The following is a 15,441-nucleotide window of genomic DNA, read 5'->3' on the forward strand; positions in this document are numbered from 1 at the left end:
AAACGCTCTATGCATTTTTTGAAATTACATCATTATAGCACTCTATTGAAACCGGAAAAATTGCTTGCTCGGTATGGACTAAAAATGAAATCGTATGGCAAATACATGCTTTCATTGCTTCATCCAAGTCAGCATTTGCCATTTGCCTTAATTCATCTACTCGATCAAATTTCCGATTTGGTTCAATCATATCAGCAATGTAAATAATTTTTTCTAATTTGGACATATTTGCCCGACCTGTTGTATGGAAACGGATGGCATTTAAAATATCTTCGTTTGTAATATTAAATTCAGTTTGAGCAATCCATGCCCCAACAGGTCCATGTAAAATTTCTGAACCCCAGCCTAATAATCGTTCATCAAGACATTTTTCTTTTACTATTTGATTCATCCATTCTTCATCAGCATACTTCGCGATGTCATGTAAAATGGCAGCAACTTCAGCTGATTTTACATCTTCACCGTACTTTTCTGCTAAGAAAATGGCTGTTTCCATTACACCAATAGTATGAATATATCTTTTTTCAGGCATACGTGTTTTAATTGCCGATAAATAATCACTGCGCTCCATATAGACCTTCCTTTCGAATATAAGCTTCAACGCTATCAGGTAGTAAAAATTTTAATGTACCACCTGTTTTAATACGCTTTCTTATTAACGTTGAAGATAAATCCAATTCAGGCGCCTCCACCATTTTCACATCATATGTAGAAGACGATTGGGTGCCAGGACGTTTCAATCCAACAAATTGAATCAGTTTTACCAATTCGTCAATTTTATACCATGTATGTAACGAATCAATCATATCGCCACCGATGATAAAATAAAATTGTACATCTGGCTCCCTCTTACATAATTCAACCATTGTATGATACGTATAAGATACACCGCCGAGCTCAAATTCAATCTTTTCAACCTTGAAATGATCGTATGGCTCGATGGCAAGCTCTACCATACGTAGACGATTTTCCATCGAGGCATCATCGACAAATTGTTTATGGGGTGCAATGGCATTTGGCATAAACCGGACTTCATCAAGTTGAAGGGCATCAAAGGCTTCGTTCGCCATTATTAAATGTCCAATATGGGGAGGATTAAAGGTTCCTCCTAAGATGCCAACTTTTTTCATAGGCATAACACCTTACTTTTTACTCTCTTTAGGTAACACAATTTTTTTATTGTTACGAGATTCTTTATATAAAACAACTGTTAAACCGATTAACTGTACAAGTTCTGCACCAGTTCCAGTTGCTAAGCTTTCCGCTACTTCGTTTTTTTCATCTTCACAATTATCTAAAATACGCACTTTAATTAATTCACGTGCCTCTAGTGCATCCCGTAATTGACGAAGCATTTGGTCATTAACGCCACCTTTACCTACTTGGAATATCGGTGTTAAATGGTGTGCTTCTGCTCGTAAAAATCTTTTCTGTTTGCCTGTAAGCATAAAATAAAATTTCCTCCTAAAGTAATTCTTCAGTTAATCTTTTTATCATTAAATTTGTATTTGGATATTGTCCTAACCAATGTTGAAAAGCGATTGCTCCTTGATGGACAAACATGCCAAGACCATTAATAATTGTTGCCTTCCTTTTTTCGGCCTCCAATAAAAATGGTGTCATTAATGGATTATACACAATATCCGCCACAAATGCTCCCTCTTGTAATTTTTCAAGGGATAACGGCAATTTAAAATCCGTATTCGCTAAGCCGGCAGAAGTACATTGAATGAGAATGTTAAAACGGTCCAAGGAATTTTCTGCTTCTTCTATAGAAAGTGCCCGTCCTTCCCCTAATTCATTCACTATTTTTTCTGCTTTTGAAACGGTTCTATTCGTAATCGTTAAATTGTGATATCCATACTGTTGTAACGCAAAGGCAATTCCGCGGGCTGCTCCACCTGATCCAATGATTAGAACTTCACTTTGTTTTTGTTGTCCTATCGCTTCTTCAAGGGAATGAACAAAACCTGCTCCATCCGTATTGTATCCTTTTAACTTTCCATCTTGGACAACGACCGTGTTCACTGCAGCCATTTTTTCAGCTATTGGATCAAGTTCATCTAAAAACGGAATAATCGTTTGTTTATGGGGAATGGTGATATTCCATCCACTAACACCTAATGTTTTTAAAGCTGCGACCGCTTTTTCTAACTCATCACCTTTTACATGAATCGGTATATATGTCGCATCTATATTCATTTCTTCAAACCAAGTATTGTGCATATTCGGTGATTTGGAATGGGCAATCGGGTCCCCAATAACAGCAAACCATTTCTTCATTTGTTCAACCTCCCCATCCATAAGCAATACGTTTCATTTTTTAAATTAACGATGGTCGAATAAATACTTCAACACCCTTTGGTGCATGAGCTGCAACAACTACATTCGGATGTTGGACTGTAATCCACCCAAGACCGGAAATAACCACATCGGTTTTCCCTTCTTTTATAGCAAATTCATGACGAACTAATTCTGGTAATTGATCAATATATTTTTCAGAAGGTGGTGAAAGGAGTTCCCCTTTATGTTCCATATATAAAGTATCTGCCTTCTCCAACTTAGTACGATGAATTGGTAGGTCATTTGCTGCATAGATTGTAAAAGCAGAGCGATCACCCTTTATGAAATCAAATCGAGCAAGAGCCCCGATAAATAAAGTTTGACCTTCATTTTGTTGATATACTTTCGGTTTAATTTCTTTTTTCGGCATTATATATTTCAATTCACTTGAATCGATATGATGGGCCATTTGATGATGGTTAATAATACCCGGCGTGTCATAAAGGGCTGAACCATCATCTAGCGGAATTTCAATCATATCTAGCGTTGTTCCAGGGAAATGGGATGTTGTAATGACATTGCCTTCTCCCGTTGCCTGTTTAATAATACGGTTAATGAAAGTAGATTTCCCTACATTTGTACAGCCTACTACGAATACGTCTTGACCTTTTCTTAACGTTTCAATAGCATCTACTACTTCTTCCATTCCGAACCCTTTATGGGCACTAACAAGCATTACATCAATCGGTTGTAATCCTAACGCTTTTGCTTCCCGTTTTAACCAATTAATAACTTTTTTCGGTTTTACAGACTTTGGCAATAAATCGGCTTTATTCGCCACAAGTAAAACTTGATTTTTTCCGACAAATCGGTGCAAGCCTGGTAACCAACTGCCATTAAAATCAAAAATATCAACGATTTTTACGATTAACCCTTGCTGTTCTCCAAGGCCGTTTAATATACGTAAAAAGTCGTCATCGGTTAAACTTACCGGTTGAATTTCATTGTAATTTTTCAATCGGAAACAACGTTGGCATATAACGGTTTCCTTTTCTAATGAAGAAGGAGGTGCATAACCTACCTCTTTCGGATTTTCTGTTTGTATAATTGCTCCACAGCCAATGCAGTTTGGCATTTCACTCATTACTGTTCCTCCCAAGTTTTAATTCCTTTGCGTTTTAACGTATTAAACACTCGACGTTCTACGAAACGATTAAAACGCGTAACAAAGCCATCCGATTCTGCAACCGGACGGACTAAAAAAGTATATAATTTTAAACGGTTAGCACCCATAATATCCGTTAATAATTGATCCCCAACCATTGCCACTTCATTACTTTTTAAGCGAATTTGTTTCATAGCAGCAAAATAGGCAGCTCCTAATGGTTTTCGAGCCCGGAAAATAAATGGAATTCCTAGCGGTTCAGCAAAACGTTTTACCCGTTCTTCATTGTTATTAGAGGCAATAATAATACGAATTCCTGCGTCTTGCATCATTTTCATCCAAGCTGCAATCTCTTCCGTTGCATCTGGTCGATCCCATTCAATTAAAGTATTATCTAAATCTGTAATAATGCCTTTAATGTTGAGTGCTTCTAATTTTTCTGGTGTAATTTCAAATACACTTGAGACAAATTCTTTTGGTAATAAAAAATTATACAAAGCCTTAACTCCTTCATAATATCTATAAGTATTGGATGATATTACCTCTATTTATAAAGGTTCTCTTTATTAGTCGATTATAGCATAGTTGCAATCGGTTCTCCCATTTTCACGGCATGTCCTTTTTGTACATTGTTTGTAAAAGTAACAACATTTTCTTCAAATAACATGACAACCGTTGATCCAAAACCGAAATAACCGATTTCTTCGCCCTTTTTCCAAGAAGTGGACACATTCGTCAAAGTAATGGAATTAACAAACATTGCGCCAACTTTCACAAGGGTAAAGTATTTATTATTTTGAATTTGAATTTCATTAATCATACGATAATTATGGCTAATCGGCTTTTTGCCATATGTTAACCCTAATTGATTGACTGGATACGATTTATTTCCAAGAAAGTATTGACGAATAACCGTACCATCTAACGGACTATGAATTCGATGATAATTGGCAGGACTTAAGTAAAAAACAATATATTTTCCTTTTTTATATTTTTCAACCATTTGTTCTTTCCCTAATAAGTCAAACAACGTATAAGGCTTGCCTTTTACACTAAAAACAGCACCATCTTCTATTTCACCGAACGATTCAATTTTTGCATCTACTGGACTAATGAACGTTTTGTCATGTTGATTTATTGGTCTGGCATCCTCTTTTAACTGTCTTGTGAAAAAATCTTGTAAACTTTCAAAACTATGTAGTTCTCTTGAAACCTCAGAGACATCTATTCCGTATACTTTACTATACTCACGAATAAACTTTTTACTAAATGAGGATGAGACAAGTTTTTTTAACATCAGGGAGCTGTATTTTCCATTCGTCAGTTCAATCAAGTATTGATATATTTTTTCTTTCATATAAACCCCCTATAAATAAATTCTTAATTTTTAAGAAAAAATGAATGACTTACAATTTGTACTGTTTCGAAGTATAATATAGAAATATAATTAGCGCAAAGGAGTGTTTCCCCATGTTTCTTCTACATATGGTGGATTCCACGATTAAAAAAATTAAATCGCACGCTGCTAATCTAATTACTTTATGTAATTTGTCATTTGGTGGCGCTTCTATTATGGCGACATTAAATGAATCATATAGTTATAGCGTATTATTTATATTTATAGCTGCTTTCCTCGACCGTTATGACGGTAAGGTAGCTCGGAAATTTAATCAAGAATCGGAACTTGGTAAACAATTAGACTCGATGGGTGACATTATTTCGTTCGGTGTCGCACCAGCCCTTTTAATGTATGAATGCATTTTAAATGACTTTGGTACATTAGGAATGATTATTACGATTTTCTATATTGCTTGCGGCGCGTTCCGTCTGGCACGATTTAACATAACTGAATCCAACTGTTATTTTGTAGGTTTACCAATTACGGCTGCAGGTACAATTCTTACAGTATCCTATTTCCTAATACCCGTAGTGAATCCGCCCTTTTACTTATTTGTCTACCCGATACTTTCCATTTTGATGGTAAGTACCTTTTCATTAAAAAAATTATAATGAAACACGATGCATCAAATCTAAATGATTGCATCGTTTTTTTATGTTTATATCCCATATACCTTTCATTTTCTCGAAAAGTTTATCATATAATGTCGAAAAAGGCAGAAAGGATGACGTGATTGAGTGGAATTTTTGCATCACTAATGCAGCTTTGGCTAGACATTCCGTCATTTCTTGGGTATTTAAAGGGGCAGGCTTTTCACCGACCTTTTACGAAAGAAGAAGAAGCCAAATGTATCGAACGCTTCATGGCAGGTGATGAACAAGCACGTCTCGATTTAATTGAAAGAAATATGAGACTTGTCGCTCATGTCGTCAAGAAATTCCATCCGCAGCACGAACAACTAGACGATTATATATCCATTGGTACAATTGGTCTGATGAAAGCTGTGAGTAGTTATACGCCTGATAAAAAAACACGTCTAGCCACATATGCTGCCCGTTGTATTGAAAATGAAATTTTAATGCATTTAAGAGCACAAAAAAAAGTTCAAAAAGATGTTTCCTTGTTTGAACCAATTGGCGTAGATAAAGAAGGACAATCATTACAAATTCGCGACTTATTACAACTAGATGAACAACCCGCTATCGATAAAATTGAACAAAAAGAAAGTTTTGAACAACTCTATTCCTACCTAAATACCCTTGAACCTCGAGAATTGGAAATTATCGTCTATCGTTATGGACTAAACAATAACGATCCATTAACTCAAAAAGAAATCGCAAAAAAATTAAAAATTTCCCGAAGTTATGTTTCGCGGATTGAAAAACGAGCCCTCGTTAAACTTTACCAACAATTTAAACATAATCAAGCGGAAAAGGAAAATCGAAAATCAGAAAATGATGCCACCCATTTAAACTGAATCTCCCAATGAACAACTGATAAAATCTCACCATAAAAAAAGCTCATTAATGGTTGTTATTTAACCTTAATGAGCCTTTTCATTAATGATGTACGTGTGAATCATTCGCACCAAAATAAATTAAAATACCTAAAATTGCAGTGATAACTACAGAACCACCCATAAGATATAACATTGGTTAACCTCCCATTACATTCATATTTCTATATTACTTTGTCTATTTCTGAAGCGTCAAGACGTTTATTTAACAAACCATTACAACTTATCAATCGTTTTTAAGACAATTTCCGTAGAATGTTTTGCTGCAACAGGTAAAAATTCATCAAAACTAATATTCGATTCCTTCCCTGCTATATCAGATAATGCTCTAATGACAACAAACGGTGTATCAAATTGATAACAAACTTGCGCAACGGCAGCAGCTTCCATTTCTACAGCTTTCATTTGTGGAAAGTACGTTCTTACCTTTTCAACACGCTCAGGGTCGTTCATAAAGGAATCACCCGAACAAATAAGTCCTACCGCATATTGATGTTCTCCAATCTCTGTAACAGCCTCTTCAGCCAGTTTCATTAACCGTTCATCGGATTTAAAAGCTGCAGGTAATTGGGGTACTTGACCCATTTCATAATTAAAAATCGTTACATCCACATCGTGATGGCGTACTTCATCTGAAATGACAATAGCTCCAACTTCTAATGATGGATCATATCCACCAGCAGATCCAGTGTTAATGACCACATCCGGTTTAAACTCATATAGTAACGCAGTAGTCGACATCGCTGCATTTACTTTTCCTATTCCACTTTTTAATAAAACCACTTCTTTATCATTATATGTACCTGTTGTATATTCGCTGTTCGCAATCGTTGTCGTTTCTGTATTTGCAAGTGCATTTCTTAATAATTCTACTTCTTCTTCCATTGCACCAATGACGGCAATTTTCATTCCGATATCCCTCCAATAATTGACACTTATACTAAGATAAAGAATAAGTGGCCATACGTCAACGAAAAACTAATAGGTACCTTCTAATTTTTTCAGTTTCTCAACCTTCACAGGCTTCCAACCTTCATTTTGAACCCATTCAATATAAACTCGATATTTTTCTGTTTTATCATTGTTTGAAACGACGGCAACTGAACTATCGGCACTACCATTATTTTTTACTGACCAATAAATGATATTATTTTCATCTAATTGTACAGCATTTCGAATCGTTTTTAATTTTTCCTCGTAATCAATATGCCCTTCTTCATAGGCCGATACATGTTCGCCGCTTTGCTTTGTTGGCGTAACATCCCAGCTTGGATTCGTAATAACTTGTTCTACTATTGGATCGTTCGAACTTTGTACGATCAATTTGGCTTCACTTGTCTCTTTATCGTCTTCTGCTTTTCCAGAGTCAGATTCCGTACTATCTTGATTATCCTCCGATTGGGAAGAATCCCCTTCCAGAGCCTCTCCATCATCGTCCTTATCAGAAGAGTTGTTATCTGTTTGATTAGTATCTTCATTCTCTTTCATATTATCGCTACTATTATTTTTATTTTCTTGAGCTACCTCAGTTTTTTCTTCTTTTTCAGAATCATCATTTAGAACAATCACTAAGTTTAAAATAATGAGTATTGAAACAACAGCAATTAATATATTTAAGAGGCGATCCATTTTGCTCTTTGTCTTTTTACGCCGCTTATTTGAGCGTGTTAAAGATTCCTGTCCTTTTTTAGACATACGATTGAATCCTCCTTTACACCATTACTTTTATTGTATCAATATTCCATTTGAAAACCATTAAATACCCCATTATTTAATATTCTTGTTAGAAATTTAAACGAAATGAAAAAGTCGACAAATCAGTAAAATTCGTCGACTCTTCTATGTTTTCCAAATTCGAATGGCTATGTATATTAAGCCAGTTGAAAGGATGGTAGAACTATTTTGCTGTTTTAATGGAAACGATGCGTACTTCCATGTCTCCACCAGGTGTAGTTAATTTTACGATATCATCTACCTTATGGCCAAGTAATGCTCTCGCAATCGGTGAATCGTTTGAAATACGTCCTTCAAATGGATCTGCCTCAGCTGAACCAACGATTGTATATTCTTCTTCATCGCCATCAGGAAGTTCAACAAACGTAATTGTTTTCCCTAAAGTTACGATATCACTTTCGCCCTCAGATTCCTCTATAATTAATGCATTTCGTAGCATTGATTCAATTGCTGAAATACGTCCTTCTACAAAACCTTGTTCTTCTTTTGCTGAATCATATTCAGAGTTCTCTGATAAATCTCCAAAGCTTCGAGCAATTTTAATGCGCTCTACTACTTCTTTACGTTTAACTGTTATTAAATATTCTAATTCTTCTTCTAATTTTTGTTTTCCTGCTAATGTCATTGGATATTGTTTTTCATTTGACAAGACATTTCACTCCTTAAATACTAACAATATTTTACTTGAAACAATACTATACACCTTATACATGAAAATGCAATCGTTTTCTTTTTTAAAGTGTAATAATAAAACCCGGTTAGTAATTAAGCATATGAGAGAAAAGTAACCAATAGAAGTACTTTTATCCACTTAACTAATAACCGAATTTATTAGTAATATTATATATTTTTCTTCAAGTTCTATAAAATTCCAATACTAACTCATCATATTACACAATCGACATAGTTTCAAGAATTGTTTTAATTTTTGTTACCATTAAGTCGATGGCTACTTCATTTTCTCCACCTTCTGGAATAATAACATCAGCATAGCGCTTAGTCGGTTCGATGAATAAATTATGCATTGGACGAACTGCCGTTAAATATTGATCGATTACTGAATCAATTGTTCTTCCTCGTTCTTTAATATCTCGCTCAATACGTCGAATTATACGTAAATCTGAATCAGTATCAACAAACAATTTAATATCCATTAAATCACGTAGACGTTTATCTTCCAGAACTAAAATACCTTCAAGGATAATAACGTCCTTCGGATCTACATGAATTACTTCCTCTGCACGAGTATGATTCACATAATCATATACTGGTTTATCAATTGCTTTTCTTTGTAATAAACGATTTAAATGCTCTAGCAGTAGATCATTATCGAATGCTAGTGGATGATCATAATTCGTTTTCAAACGTTCTTCAAAAGTTAAATGGCTTTGGTTTTTATAGTAATAATCTTGCTCTATAACTACAACAGAGTGTTCTCTGAATACATCATAAATGGCATGTGTCACACTAGTTTTCCCTGAACATGAACCACCCGCAATCCCTATTACTAAAGGGCGCTTTTTGGACATTTATTTATTCTCCTTTCGCATCATGTTGTATTGGAACAATGGGCGATCCACTTTGAATTTTACAATTTGTAACGGATGATTTGCTACTTCGATCTCATTACCCTTTTCATCCCAAATTTGTCCAACTTCCATTTTAAATGATTCAATATCAGGTCCGAAAAATTCAACCGTATCACCTTGCTTGAAGTAATTTCTTTGCTGTAAAGTGACGATTTGACTTTCTTGATCATAATCAAGGACAAGGCCTGCAAAGTCCCATTTTAATTTCGTCGCATGAGTGCCAAACATTTGTTGCTCAAAACTTGGTTCTCCTTCAAAGAAGCTTGATGCAGTGGCACGGTTAGCGCAACGATCCAACTCTTCTAACCACTCTTTTTTAATTTTAAAGTTTTCTGGATCCGCGCAATAGGCATCAATCACTTTACGATAAACAGAAATAACAGTGGCAATGTAGTGAATGGATTTCATACGTCCTTCCACTTTTAACGAATCAATGCCAAGTTCAATCATATGGGGAATAGATTCAATTAATTTTAAATCTTTTGGACTCATTGCAAACGGCGCGTCTCCTTCGTTAAACAACGCTTTTTCTTCGCCATCTACTTCTTCATATAAGTCATAATCCCAACGGCATGACTGGCAGCATCCTCCACGATTTGAATCCCGAGCTGTCATATGGTTAGATAATACACAACGGCCAGAATAGGCAATACACATCGCACCGTGAACAAAAGCTTCAATTTCAATATCCACTTCTTCTTTCATTTTGCTCATTTCTTCTGCGCCTACTTCACGGGCTAACACAACGCGATGAAGCCCTTCTTGCTTCCAATACTTAACCGCTTTCCAATTGGAAAGGGATTGCTGTGTAGATAGATGAATTTCTAATTTAGGAGCTACACGACGACATGTTTCAATAATAAATGGGTCCGCTACAATAATTCCTCTAACTCCCGCATCTTCAATGTCCTGTAAATACTCTTCTAGACCAGCCATATTTTCATTATGGGCAAAAATGTTCGTCGTTACATACACAACAGCGCCATAATTTTTTGCAAATTCTACACCTTCACGCATCTCTTCGATTGTAAAATTGTTTGCGTTGGAACGTAAACCAAATTCTTGGCCACCAATAAAGACAGCATCAGCTCCGTAATGAACGGCTACTTTTAATTTTTCTAAGCTGCCTGCTGGTGCTAATAGTTCAGGTTTTTTTGTAATAACACGTTTACCATTAACCGTCTCACGAATTTTTTCGTTTTCTATTAATTGAAACAAGGCAAATGCCGCTCCTTCCTTAATACACTGTTTCTTTAAAGATAAATCCTGTATCTAATGGACGTAATTTTGGTTGAATGATTTCAATTCGCTCTAATAGCTTATTTTTCAAGTCATCATAAGCATCTTCACCTTGATCGAAATAGGCATCAATTGCTTGGCGATAACAATTAGTTACAGTCACGATATATTCCTCTGTTTGGAGTACACCATCAAATTTCAATGAATCAATTCCCGCTTCAAATAGCTCCGTTAATTCATCGATAAGACACATATCGTTAGGAGAGAAAATGTGTGTTCCATTTAAATCTTCGTAAATCGGATATTTATTTTTACGTTCTTTATCATGAAGGAACATATTTTTATTTTCTTTCCGATTTTCAACTTCCATTACTTCTCCGCGATATAAGAAATAGTTCCCTAATAGCGAACGTTTTGATTGGAACATACATGTCATTCCATGAACTTGTACTTCTATTTCTGGTTTTGCATGTTCTTTTATTTCTAACACTTCGTCTAAAGAAAGTTCACGGGCTAACACAGCACGTTTTGCCCCACGTTCTCCCCAATAGTTCGCTTGGAACCAGTTCGTCGCAATTGTTTCAGGATTCCAATGAAGTGGTATCGTAATCCCTAGCTCACGTACTGATACGACTACGGCAGGGTCACCAAATATTAATGCGTCTACACCTATTCTTTGCATCTCTTTTAAGTATTCATCTAAAGCCTCTAGACGGTCATTGTGGAAAAGTGCATTTACTGCAACATACACTTTTTTACCAGCCTCATGAATTAGCTTTGTTGCTTCTTCTACTTGGCTAACGGAAAATTCACCTGCTAAACGCAGACCAAATTGTTGCTCGCCAATGACAAATGCATCTGCGCCTGCTAGAATTAACTCTTTAATATGTGGTATCGATTTTGGCGTAACTAATAATTCAGGTTTTTTCATTACTTGTCACCTCTTCAAACAAATTAATAAGCCATCACCAACAGGAAAAAATGTACTATCATAATTAGGATTTTGCATAATCCAGTCAGTGAAATGTTTTAAATTACGAATCATCGTTCTTTTACGCCGGGGAACTTCTTTAATATCTAAATCCGACAGACCGTGCATGTATATATTGTCGATATACAAAATACCACCCGGCGGAACTAGTGGTGCGAATTTTTCAAAGAAACGAATATTTTGGCCTTTTGCGGCATCAATAAAAACAGCATCAAAAGTAGATTGAATTGTTTCAACATCCACTTCTAACGCATCGCCTTCGATTACCGTAATTCGATTTGATACTTCTGATCGTGCAATAAATTCTTTTGCAAGATTGACTCGTTCGGAATCCCTTTCAATCGTCACAATACTACAATTCGGTAATGTTTCTGCCATCCTTAATGCAGAATAACCAATTGCAGTTCCTATCTCCAATATGCTAGATGGATTTTGGATTCGAAGGAGTTGGTTTAAGACATCAATGGCAGGCAGTTGCATAATCGGCACATGATGTTCCTTTGCAAAACTTTCCATCTCCATTAATAACGCATTGCGTGGTTGAATAAAGGATTCTATATAAGCATCAGAAAATTCCATTATGTGAACCCCTTTTTTATAAGAAAAATAAAATCGTTAAAAAGAAAAAACCAAACATTATATTTGGCTTAAAGACTTACTATACGATAAAACAAAAAATCAATCGTAAAAAAACGAAAGATTCGTTGTTACGTTGCAAATCTCTTTCTTCAATGAATACAAAAAATCACAACTTATAATATCACGAAAACAGAAGGAAAGCGAATAATCTTTATTGTGGAGTATAGAAAAAAGTTTCAACTCTATTTTTTCTATACTCTCCAAAAAAACGTTCGTTTCCTTCTGATTATGTCATACTGTTATGGAATTACTATTATTGTTGTAAATATTGGTCTATATTTTTCAAATGTTCATCGTATGTTTTGGCAAAGTGATTGTTTCCTTCTTTATCCGCTAAGAAATATAAATAGTCAGTATCGGTCGGACTAAGGGCAGATTCAATTGAAACTTTTCCTGCATTGGCAATCGGTCCAGGTGGTAACCCCGGATTTTTATACGTGTTATAAGGGTTGTCCACTTCTAAATCTTCATATAAAACCCGTTCTTTATGGGAACCTAATGCATAAAGTACAGTTGGATCTGTTTGCAAAGGCATATCTGCATCTAAACGATTATAAAATACACTCGCAATAGTTGCTCGATCCGTCTGTGCTGTTGCTTCTTCTTCTAAAAGAGAGGCAAAGGTTAATAATTGATGTGGTGTCATTTCTTTTTCCTGTAGCAATGCACTATACTCCACAACAATATCATTTGTTTGAGAAATCATCATTTTAATAATATCATCTAATGACGGATTTTCTTCATAGAAGGAATAAGTTGCAGGATATAAATATCCTTCAAGGGCAAAGCGAATGTTTTCATTAAAAACTTCTTCCGTAATTAAATCAGGGAATGTCCCCATCATGTTTTGAATAAATTCTTTATTTGTTACCTTTTCCATAAACTGTTCAGCCGTATAATTTGTATGTTTTTCAACAATTTTAGATATTTGCTCTAACGTCAAACCTTCTGGAATGGTAAGGGTAAATAAAGGTTCTCGATATACTTTCCCAGTCTTCAAGCTTTCGATAATTTCATCAAAAGTCATTGCTTGAGTCATGACATAGTTACCAGCCTGAAAATTCGTTGCATTTTTAAACTTTGTATAATATTTAAAAACTCGGGCATCTTTGATAACCTTCTTTTCTTCTAAAATACTAGAAATTATTGTTATCCCTGAACCCATTGGAATTTCTACTTCAATCTCAGCAGTTGCCTCAGGATCAATTGGTTTCATAGCAGATTTCACATAGAAAAACCCACTAACACCTACTACCAATACAATTAACAAAATAGCAAGCGTCACAATCGTTACAATCCGTCTTACAACTCTTCCTTCTGATTTTCGTACGTTTAATTTCTCTATCATTTTCTGTTTTTTAGAATCACTATCCACTAGCGTACCCCCTCACATCTCCTAATATGATACAAGAAAATACAAATGGTGACAATAAAACATGTCTCTTACGGGTTAGAGACATGGTTTATCTGCGCCGAAAGCTTGCGACAGGCGTTAAATATTCCTTCTCAAAACTTGAGTTTGAGTAATGTTCATTTGCGACGAGTACCTACTGGAACTAAAGGAGCAATATGTTTTATCTACAAAAATTTTTTAATACAAAAAAACGCTATGAGAGTCATAACGTTTTTATCATTACTATTCACTTAAAGCTTCTACTTCTTTTTCAACCTGTTTCCATTCTTCTTCCTTTTCAATTGGCAGTAAATCAAGAACTTCCCCGTTCTCTCCTGGAATATATGCAGCTGCATAAATTTCCCCTACTTCTTCTTGATCTGCAAAGGTATAAAGAATATACGACTTATTAAATTCTTCTAATTCAAAACGATGGATAACTTCACAAACAATTTCCTCACCGTTTTCATCAGAAATCGTAAAATAATTACCATCTTCACCAAATTCAGCAATTAACGTATTTAATACTTCATCTACCATATCCCATTCTTCTTCTGTTTCAAGGGAAGAAAAATTCGTCATTTCACCATTGTCTCCCAATTCATAACGAAGGGCTGAAATTTCTTCGCTTTCATTCCCCTCTTCATCCACTAAAGAATATAAAACGTAGGATTGATCATCTGTATCAAATGTAATAACCACTTTACATAATTGTTCAGAGCCATCCTCTAATTGAAGCTTAAATAATTGATCGTCCATTCATGTACCTCCTACTATTTAAAAAAGGTAGGCAAAATGAGCCTACCTTTTTTATTATAATATTTATTTTACTTCTTATTCTTCTTCGTCATCTAATTGGTCTTCTAATTGATTTAACACATCTTCAATTAAATCCCATTCTTCTTCTGTTTCAATTGGCTCTAATTCTCCATCTTCGCCATTTTCAGAAGGAACGAACGATGATGCAAAGATTTCAATTTGACCTTCATCATCTTCTTCAGCACCTACTAATGAATAAAGTACATAGGATTTACCAAATTCTTCAGAATCGAAAGTGTGTAGCACTTCGCATAGTTGTTCGTTTCCATTTTCATCGACGATAGTAATATGACGATGTTGTTCATGATCGTGTTCATGTACCATTATTGGTCACCTCTTCATTAAATTTAAAACTGGATATACTTTATATCACTAGTATTTATTTTCTGCCCCTGTCGCTTCGCTTTCGGGGCAGAGAATTAACATTCGCTCTTTTTACCGAATGTATCTTGCCCCTGTCGCTTCGCTTTCGGGGCAGAGAACTAACTATTCGCTCTTTTTACCGAATGTATCTTGCCCCTGTCGCTTCGCTTTCGGGGCAGAGAATTAACATTCGCTCTTTTTACCGAATGTATCTTGCCCCTGTCGCTTCGCTTTCGGGGCAGAGAATTAACATTCGCTCTTTTTACCGAATGTATCTTGCCCCTGTCGCTTCGCTTTCGGGGCAGAGAATT

At 35.4% G+C, this 15,441-nt stretch carries 19 protein-coding genes; 2 read left to right on the forward strand and 17 right to left on the reverse strand.

The window, feature by feature from the left end:
* Positions 1–7: 7 nt before the first annotated feature.
* From yqeK to EC501_RS05960, 7 genes are all read right to left on the reverse strand, one after another.
* The gene (gene yqeK / locus EC501_RS05930) at positions 8–571 is read right to left on the reverse strand and encodes a bis(5'-nucleosyl)-tetraphosphatase (symmetrical) YqeK (RefSeq protein ID WP_122971373.1); all 564 of its coding nucleotides are present in this window, start codon (positions 569–571) and stop codon (positions 8–10) included.
* On the reverse strand, positions 558–1,130 hold the full coding sequence (locus EC501_RS05935; protein ID WP_122971374.1) for a nicotinate-nucleotide adenylyltransferase: 573 nt from the start codon (positions 1,128–1,130) through the stop codon (positions 558–560). The genes yqeK and EC501_RS05935 overlap by 14 nt, the downstream gene beginning before the upstream one ends.
* Before the next feature lie 12 nt (positions 1,131–1,142).
* The gene (gene yhbY / locus EC501_RS05940; RefSeq protein ID WP_122971375.1) at positions 1,143–1,448 is read right to left on the reverse strand and encodes a ribosome assembly RNA-binding protein YhbY; all 306 of its coding nucleotides are present in this window, start codon (positions 1,446–1,448) and stop codon (positions 1,143–1,145) included.
* Between the two features lie 16 nt (positions 1,449–1,464).
* The gene (aroE, locus tag EC501_RS05945; RefSeq protein ID WP_122971376.1) at positions 1,465–2,283 is read right to left on the reverse strand and encodes a shikimate dehydrogenase; all 819 of its coding nucleotides are present in this window, start codon (positions 2,281–2,283) and stop codon (positions 1,465–1,467) included.
* 40 nt (positions 2,284–2,323) lie between these two features.
* Positions 2,324–3,427, reverse strand: a complete 1,104-nt coding sequence (gene yqeH / locus EC501_RS05950; RefSeq protein ID WP_122971377.1) for a ribosome biogenesis GTPase YqeH — start codon at positions 3,425–3,427, stop codon at positions 2,324–2,326.
* The gene (locus EC501_RS05955) at positions 3,427–3,945 is read right to left on the reverse strand and encodes a YqeG family HAD IIIA-type phosphatase (protein ID WP_122971378.1); all 519 of its coding nucleotides are present in this window, start codon (positions 3,943–3,945) and stop codon (positions 3,427–3,429) included. Before EC501_RS05955 ends, yqeH begins: the two co-directional genes overlap by 1 nt.
* A 77-nt stretch (positions 3,946–4,022) precedes the next feature.
* Positions 4,023–4,805 carry a phosphatidylserine decarboxylase gene (locus tag EC501_RS05960; RefSeq protein WP_122971379.1) on the reverse strand — a complete coding sequence of 261 codons (783 nt, stop codon included), beginning with the start codon at positions 4,803–4,805 and terminating at the stop codon, positions 4,023–4,025.
* A 113-nt stretch (positions 4,806–4,918) separates the two neighbouring features.
* On the opposite strand from EC501_RS05960, the gene pssA reads away from it, so the two are divergent.
* Positions 4,919–5,458: a CDP-diacylglycerol--serine O-phosphatidyltransferase gene (gene pssA / locus EC501_RS05965; RefSeq protein ID WP_122971380.1), complete on the forward strand. Its 540-nt coding sequence runs from the start codon at positions 4,919–4,921 to the stop codon at positions 5,456–5,458.
* Positions 5,459–5,580: 122 nt separating this feature from the next.
* On the forward strand, positions 5,581–6,324 hold the full coding sequence (sigK, locus tag EC501_RS05970) for an RNA polymerase sporulation sigma factor SigK (RefSeq protein ID WP_122971381.1): 744 nt from the start codon (positions 5,581–5,583) through the stop codon (positions 6,322–6,324).
* A 255-nt stretch (positions 6,325–6,579) separates the two neighbouring features.
* On the opposite strand, the gene mtnN is transcribed toward sigK, so the two are convergent.
* The 10 genes from mtnN to EC501_RS06020 all read right to left on the reverse strand — a co-directional run bounded on the left by mtnN (position 6,580) and on the right by EC501_RS06020 (position 15,091).
* Entirely contained in the window at positions 6,580–7,272 is a 693-nt protein-coding gene (gene mtnN, locus EC501_RS05975) for a 5'-methylthioadenosine/S-adenosylhomocysteine nucleosidase (RefSeq protein WP_122971382.1), read from the reverse strand.
* Between the two features lie 69 nt (positions 7,273–7,341).
* Positions 7,342–8,058: a YrrS family protein gene (locus EC501_RS05980; RefSeq protein WP_122971383.1), complete on the reverse strand. Its 717-nt coding sequence runs from the start codon at positions 8,056–8,058 to the stop codon at positions 7,342–7,344.
* Positions 8,059–8,260: 202 nt separating this feature from the next.
* Positions 8,261–8,746, reverse strand: a complete 486-nt coding sequence (gene greA, locus EC501_RS05985) for a transcription elongation factor GreA (protein ID WP_122971384.1) — start codon at positions 8,744–8,746, stop codon at positions 8,261–8,263.
* Between the two features lie 241 nt (positions 8,747–8,987).
* Positions 8,988–9,626: a uridine kinase gene (gene udk / locus EC501_RS05990; protein WP_122971385.1), complete on the reverse strand. Its 639-nt coding sequence runs from the start codon at positions 9,624–9,626 to the stop codon at positions 8,988–8,990.
* Positions 9,627–10,904 carry a peptidase U32 family protein gene (locus EC501_RS05995; protein ID WP_122971386.1) on the reverse strand — a complete coding sequence of 426 codons (1,278 nt, stop codon included), beginning with the start codon at positions 10,902–10,904 and terminating at the stop codon, positions 9,627–9,629.
* 19 nt (positions 10,905–10,923) lie between these two features.
* Positions 10,924–11,856 carry a peptidase U32 family protein gene (locus EC501_RS06000; RefSeq protein WP_122971387.1) on the reverse strand — a complete coding sequence of 311 codons (933 nt, stop codon included), beginning with the start codon at positions 11,854–11,856 and terminating at the stop codon, positions 10,924–10,926.
* Positions 11,857–11,862: 6 nt separating this feature from the next.
* Complete coding sequence (locus EC501_RS06005) at positions 11,863–12,495, reverse strand: O-methyltransferase (protein ID WP_122971388.1); 633 nt, start codon at positions 12,493–12,495, stop codon at positions 11,863–11,865.
* A gap of 313 nt (positions 12,496–12,808) precedes the next feature.
* Complete coding sequence (mltG, locus tag EC501_RS06010; protein ID WP_174232656.1) at positions 12,809–13,930, reverse strand: endolytic transglycosylase MltG; 1,122 nt, start codon at positions 13,928–13,930, stop codon at positions 12,809–12,811.
* Positions 13,931–14,191: 261 nt separating this feature from the next.
* The gene (locus tag EC501_RS06015) at positions 14,192–14,707 is read right to left on the reverse strand and encodes a DUF1292 domain-containing protein (protein WP_122971389.1); all 516 of its coding nucleotides are present in this window, start codon (positions 14,705–14,707) and stop codon (positions 14,192–14,194) included.
* A 75-nt stretch (positions 14,708–14,782) separates the two neighbouring features.
* A complete protein-coding gene (locus EC501_RS06020) occupies positions 14,783–15,091 on the reverse strand; it encodes a DUF1292 domain-containing protein (RefSeq protein WP_122971390.1) in 309 nt (102 codons plus the stop codon).
* Positions 15,092–15,441: the final 350 nt, after the last annotated feature.

It is taken from the genome of Lysinibacillus halotolerans (assembly GCF_003711845.1).
Taxonomy (GTDB): Bacteria; Bacillota; Bacilli; order Bacillales_A; family Planococcaceae; genus Ureibacillus; species Ureibacillus halotolerans.

What these genes read in the sequence shown, in the direction of transcription:
- yqeK (WP_122971373.1), bottom strand. Translation starts at nt 571, where the DNA reads ATGGAGCGCAGTGATTATTTATCGGCAATTAAAACACGTATGCCTGAA.
- EC501_RS05935 (WP_122971374.1), bottom strand. Translation starts at nt 1,130, where the DNA reads ATGAAAAAAGTTGGCATCTTAGGAGGAACCTTTAATCCTCCCCATATT.
- yhbY (WP_122971375.1), bottom strand. Translation starts at nt 1,448, where the DNA reads ATGCTTACAGGCAAACAGAAAAGATTTTTACGAGCAGAAGCACACCAT.
- aroE (WP_122971376.1), bottom strand. Translation starts at nt 2,283, where the DNA reads ATGAAGAAATGGTTTGCTGTTATTGGGGACCCGATTGCCCATTCCAAA.
- yqeH (WP_122971377.1), bottom strand. Translation starts at nt 3,427, where the DNA reads ATGAGTGAAATGCCAAACTGCATTGGCTGTGGAGCAATTATACAAACA.
- EC501_RS05960 (WP_122971379.1), bottom strand. Translation starts at nt 4,805, where the DNA reads ATGAAAGAAAAAATATATCAATACTTGATTGAACTGACGAATGGAAAA.
- pssA (WP_122971380.1), top strand. Translation starts at nt 4,919, where the DNA reads ATGTTTCTTCTACATATGGTGGATTCCACGATTAAAAAAATTAAATCG.
- mtnN (WP_122971382.1), bottom strand. Translation starts at nt 7,272, where the DNA reads ATGAAAATTGCCGTCATTGGTGCAATGGAAGAAGAAGTAGAATTATTA.
- EC501_RS05980 (WP_122971383.1), bottom strand. Translation starts at nt 8,058, where the DNA reads ATGTCTAAAAAAGGACAGGAATCTTTAACACGCTCAAATAAGCGGCGT.
- udk (WP_122971385.1), bottom strand. Translation starts at nt 9,626, where the DNA reads ATGTCCAAAAAGCGCCCTTTAGTAATAGGGATTGCGGGTGGTTCATGT.
- EC501_RS06000 (WP_122971387.1), bottom strand. Translation starts at nt 11,856, where the DNA reads ATGAAAAAACCTGAATTATTAGTTACGCCAAAATCGATACCACATATT.
- EC501_RS06005 (WP_122971388.1), bottom strand. Translation starts at nt 12,495, where the DNA reads ATGGAATTTTCTGATGCTTATATAGAATCCTTTATTCAACCACGCAAT.
- EC501_RS06015 (WP_122971389.1), bottom strand. Translation starts at nt 14,707, where the DNA reads ATGGACGATCAATTATTTAAGCTTCAATTAGAGGATGGCTCTGAACAA.
- EC501_RS06020 (WP_122971390.1), bottom strand. Translation starts at nt 15,091, where the DNA reads ATGGTACATGAACACGATCATGAACAACATCGTCATATTACTATCGTC.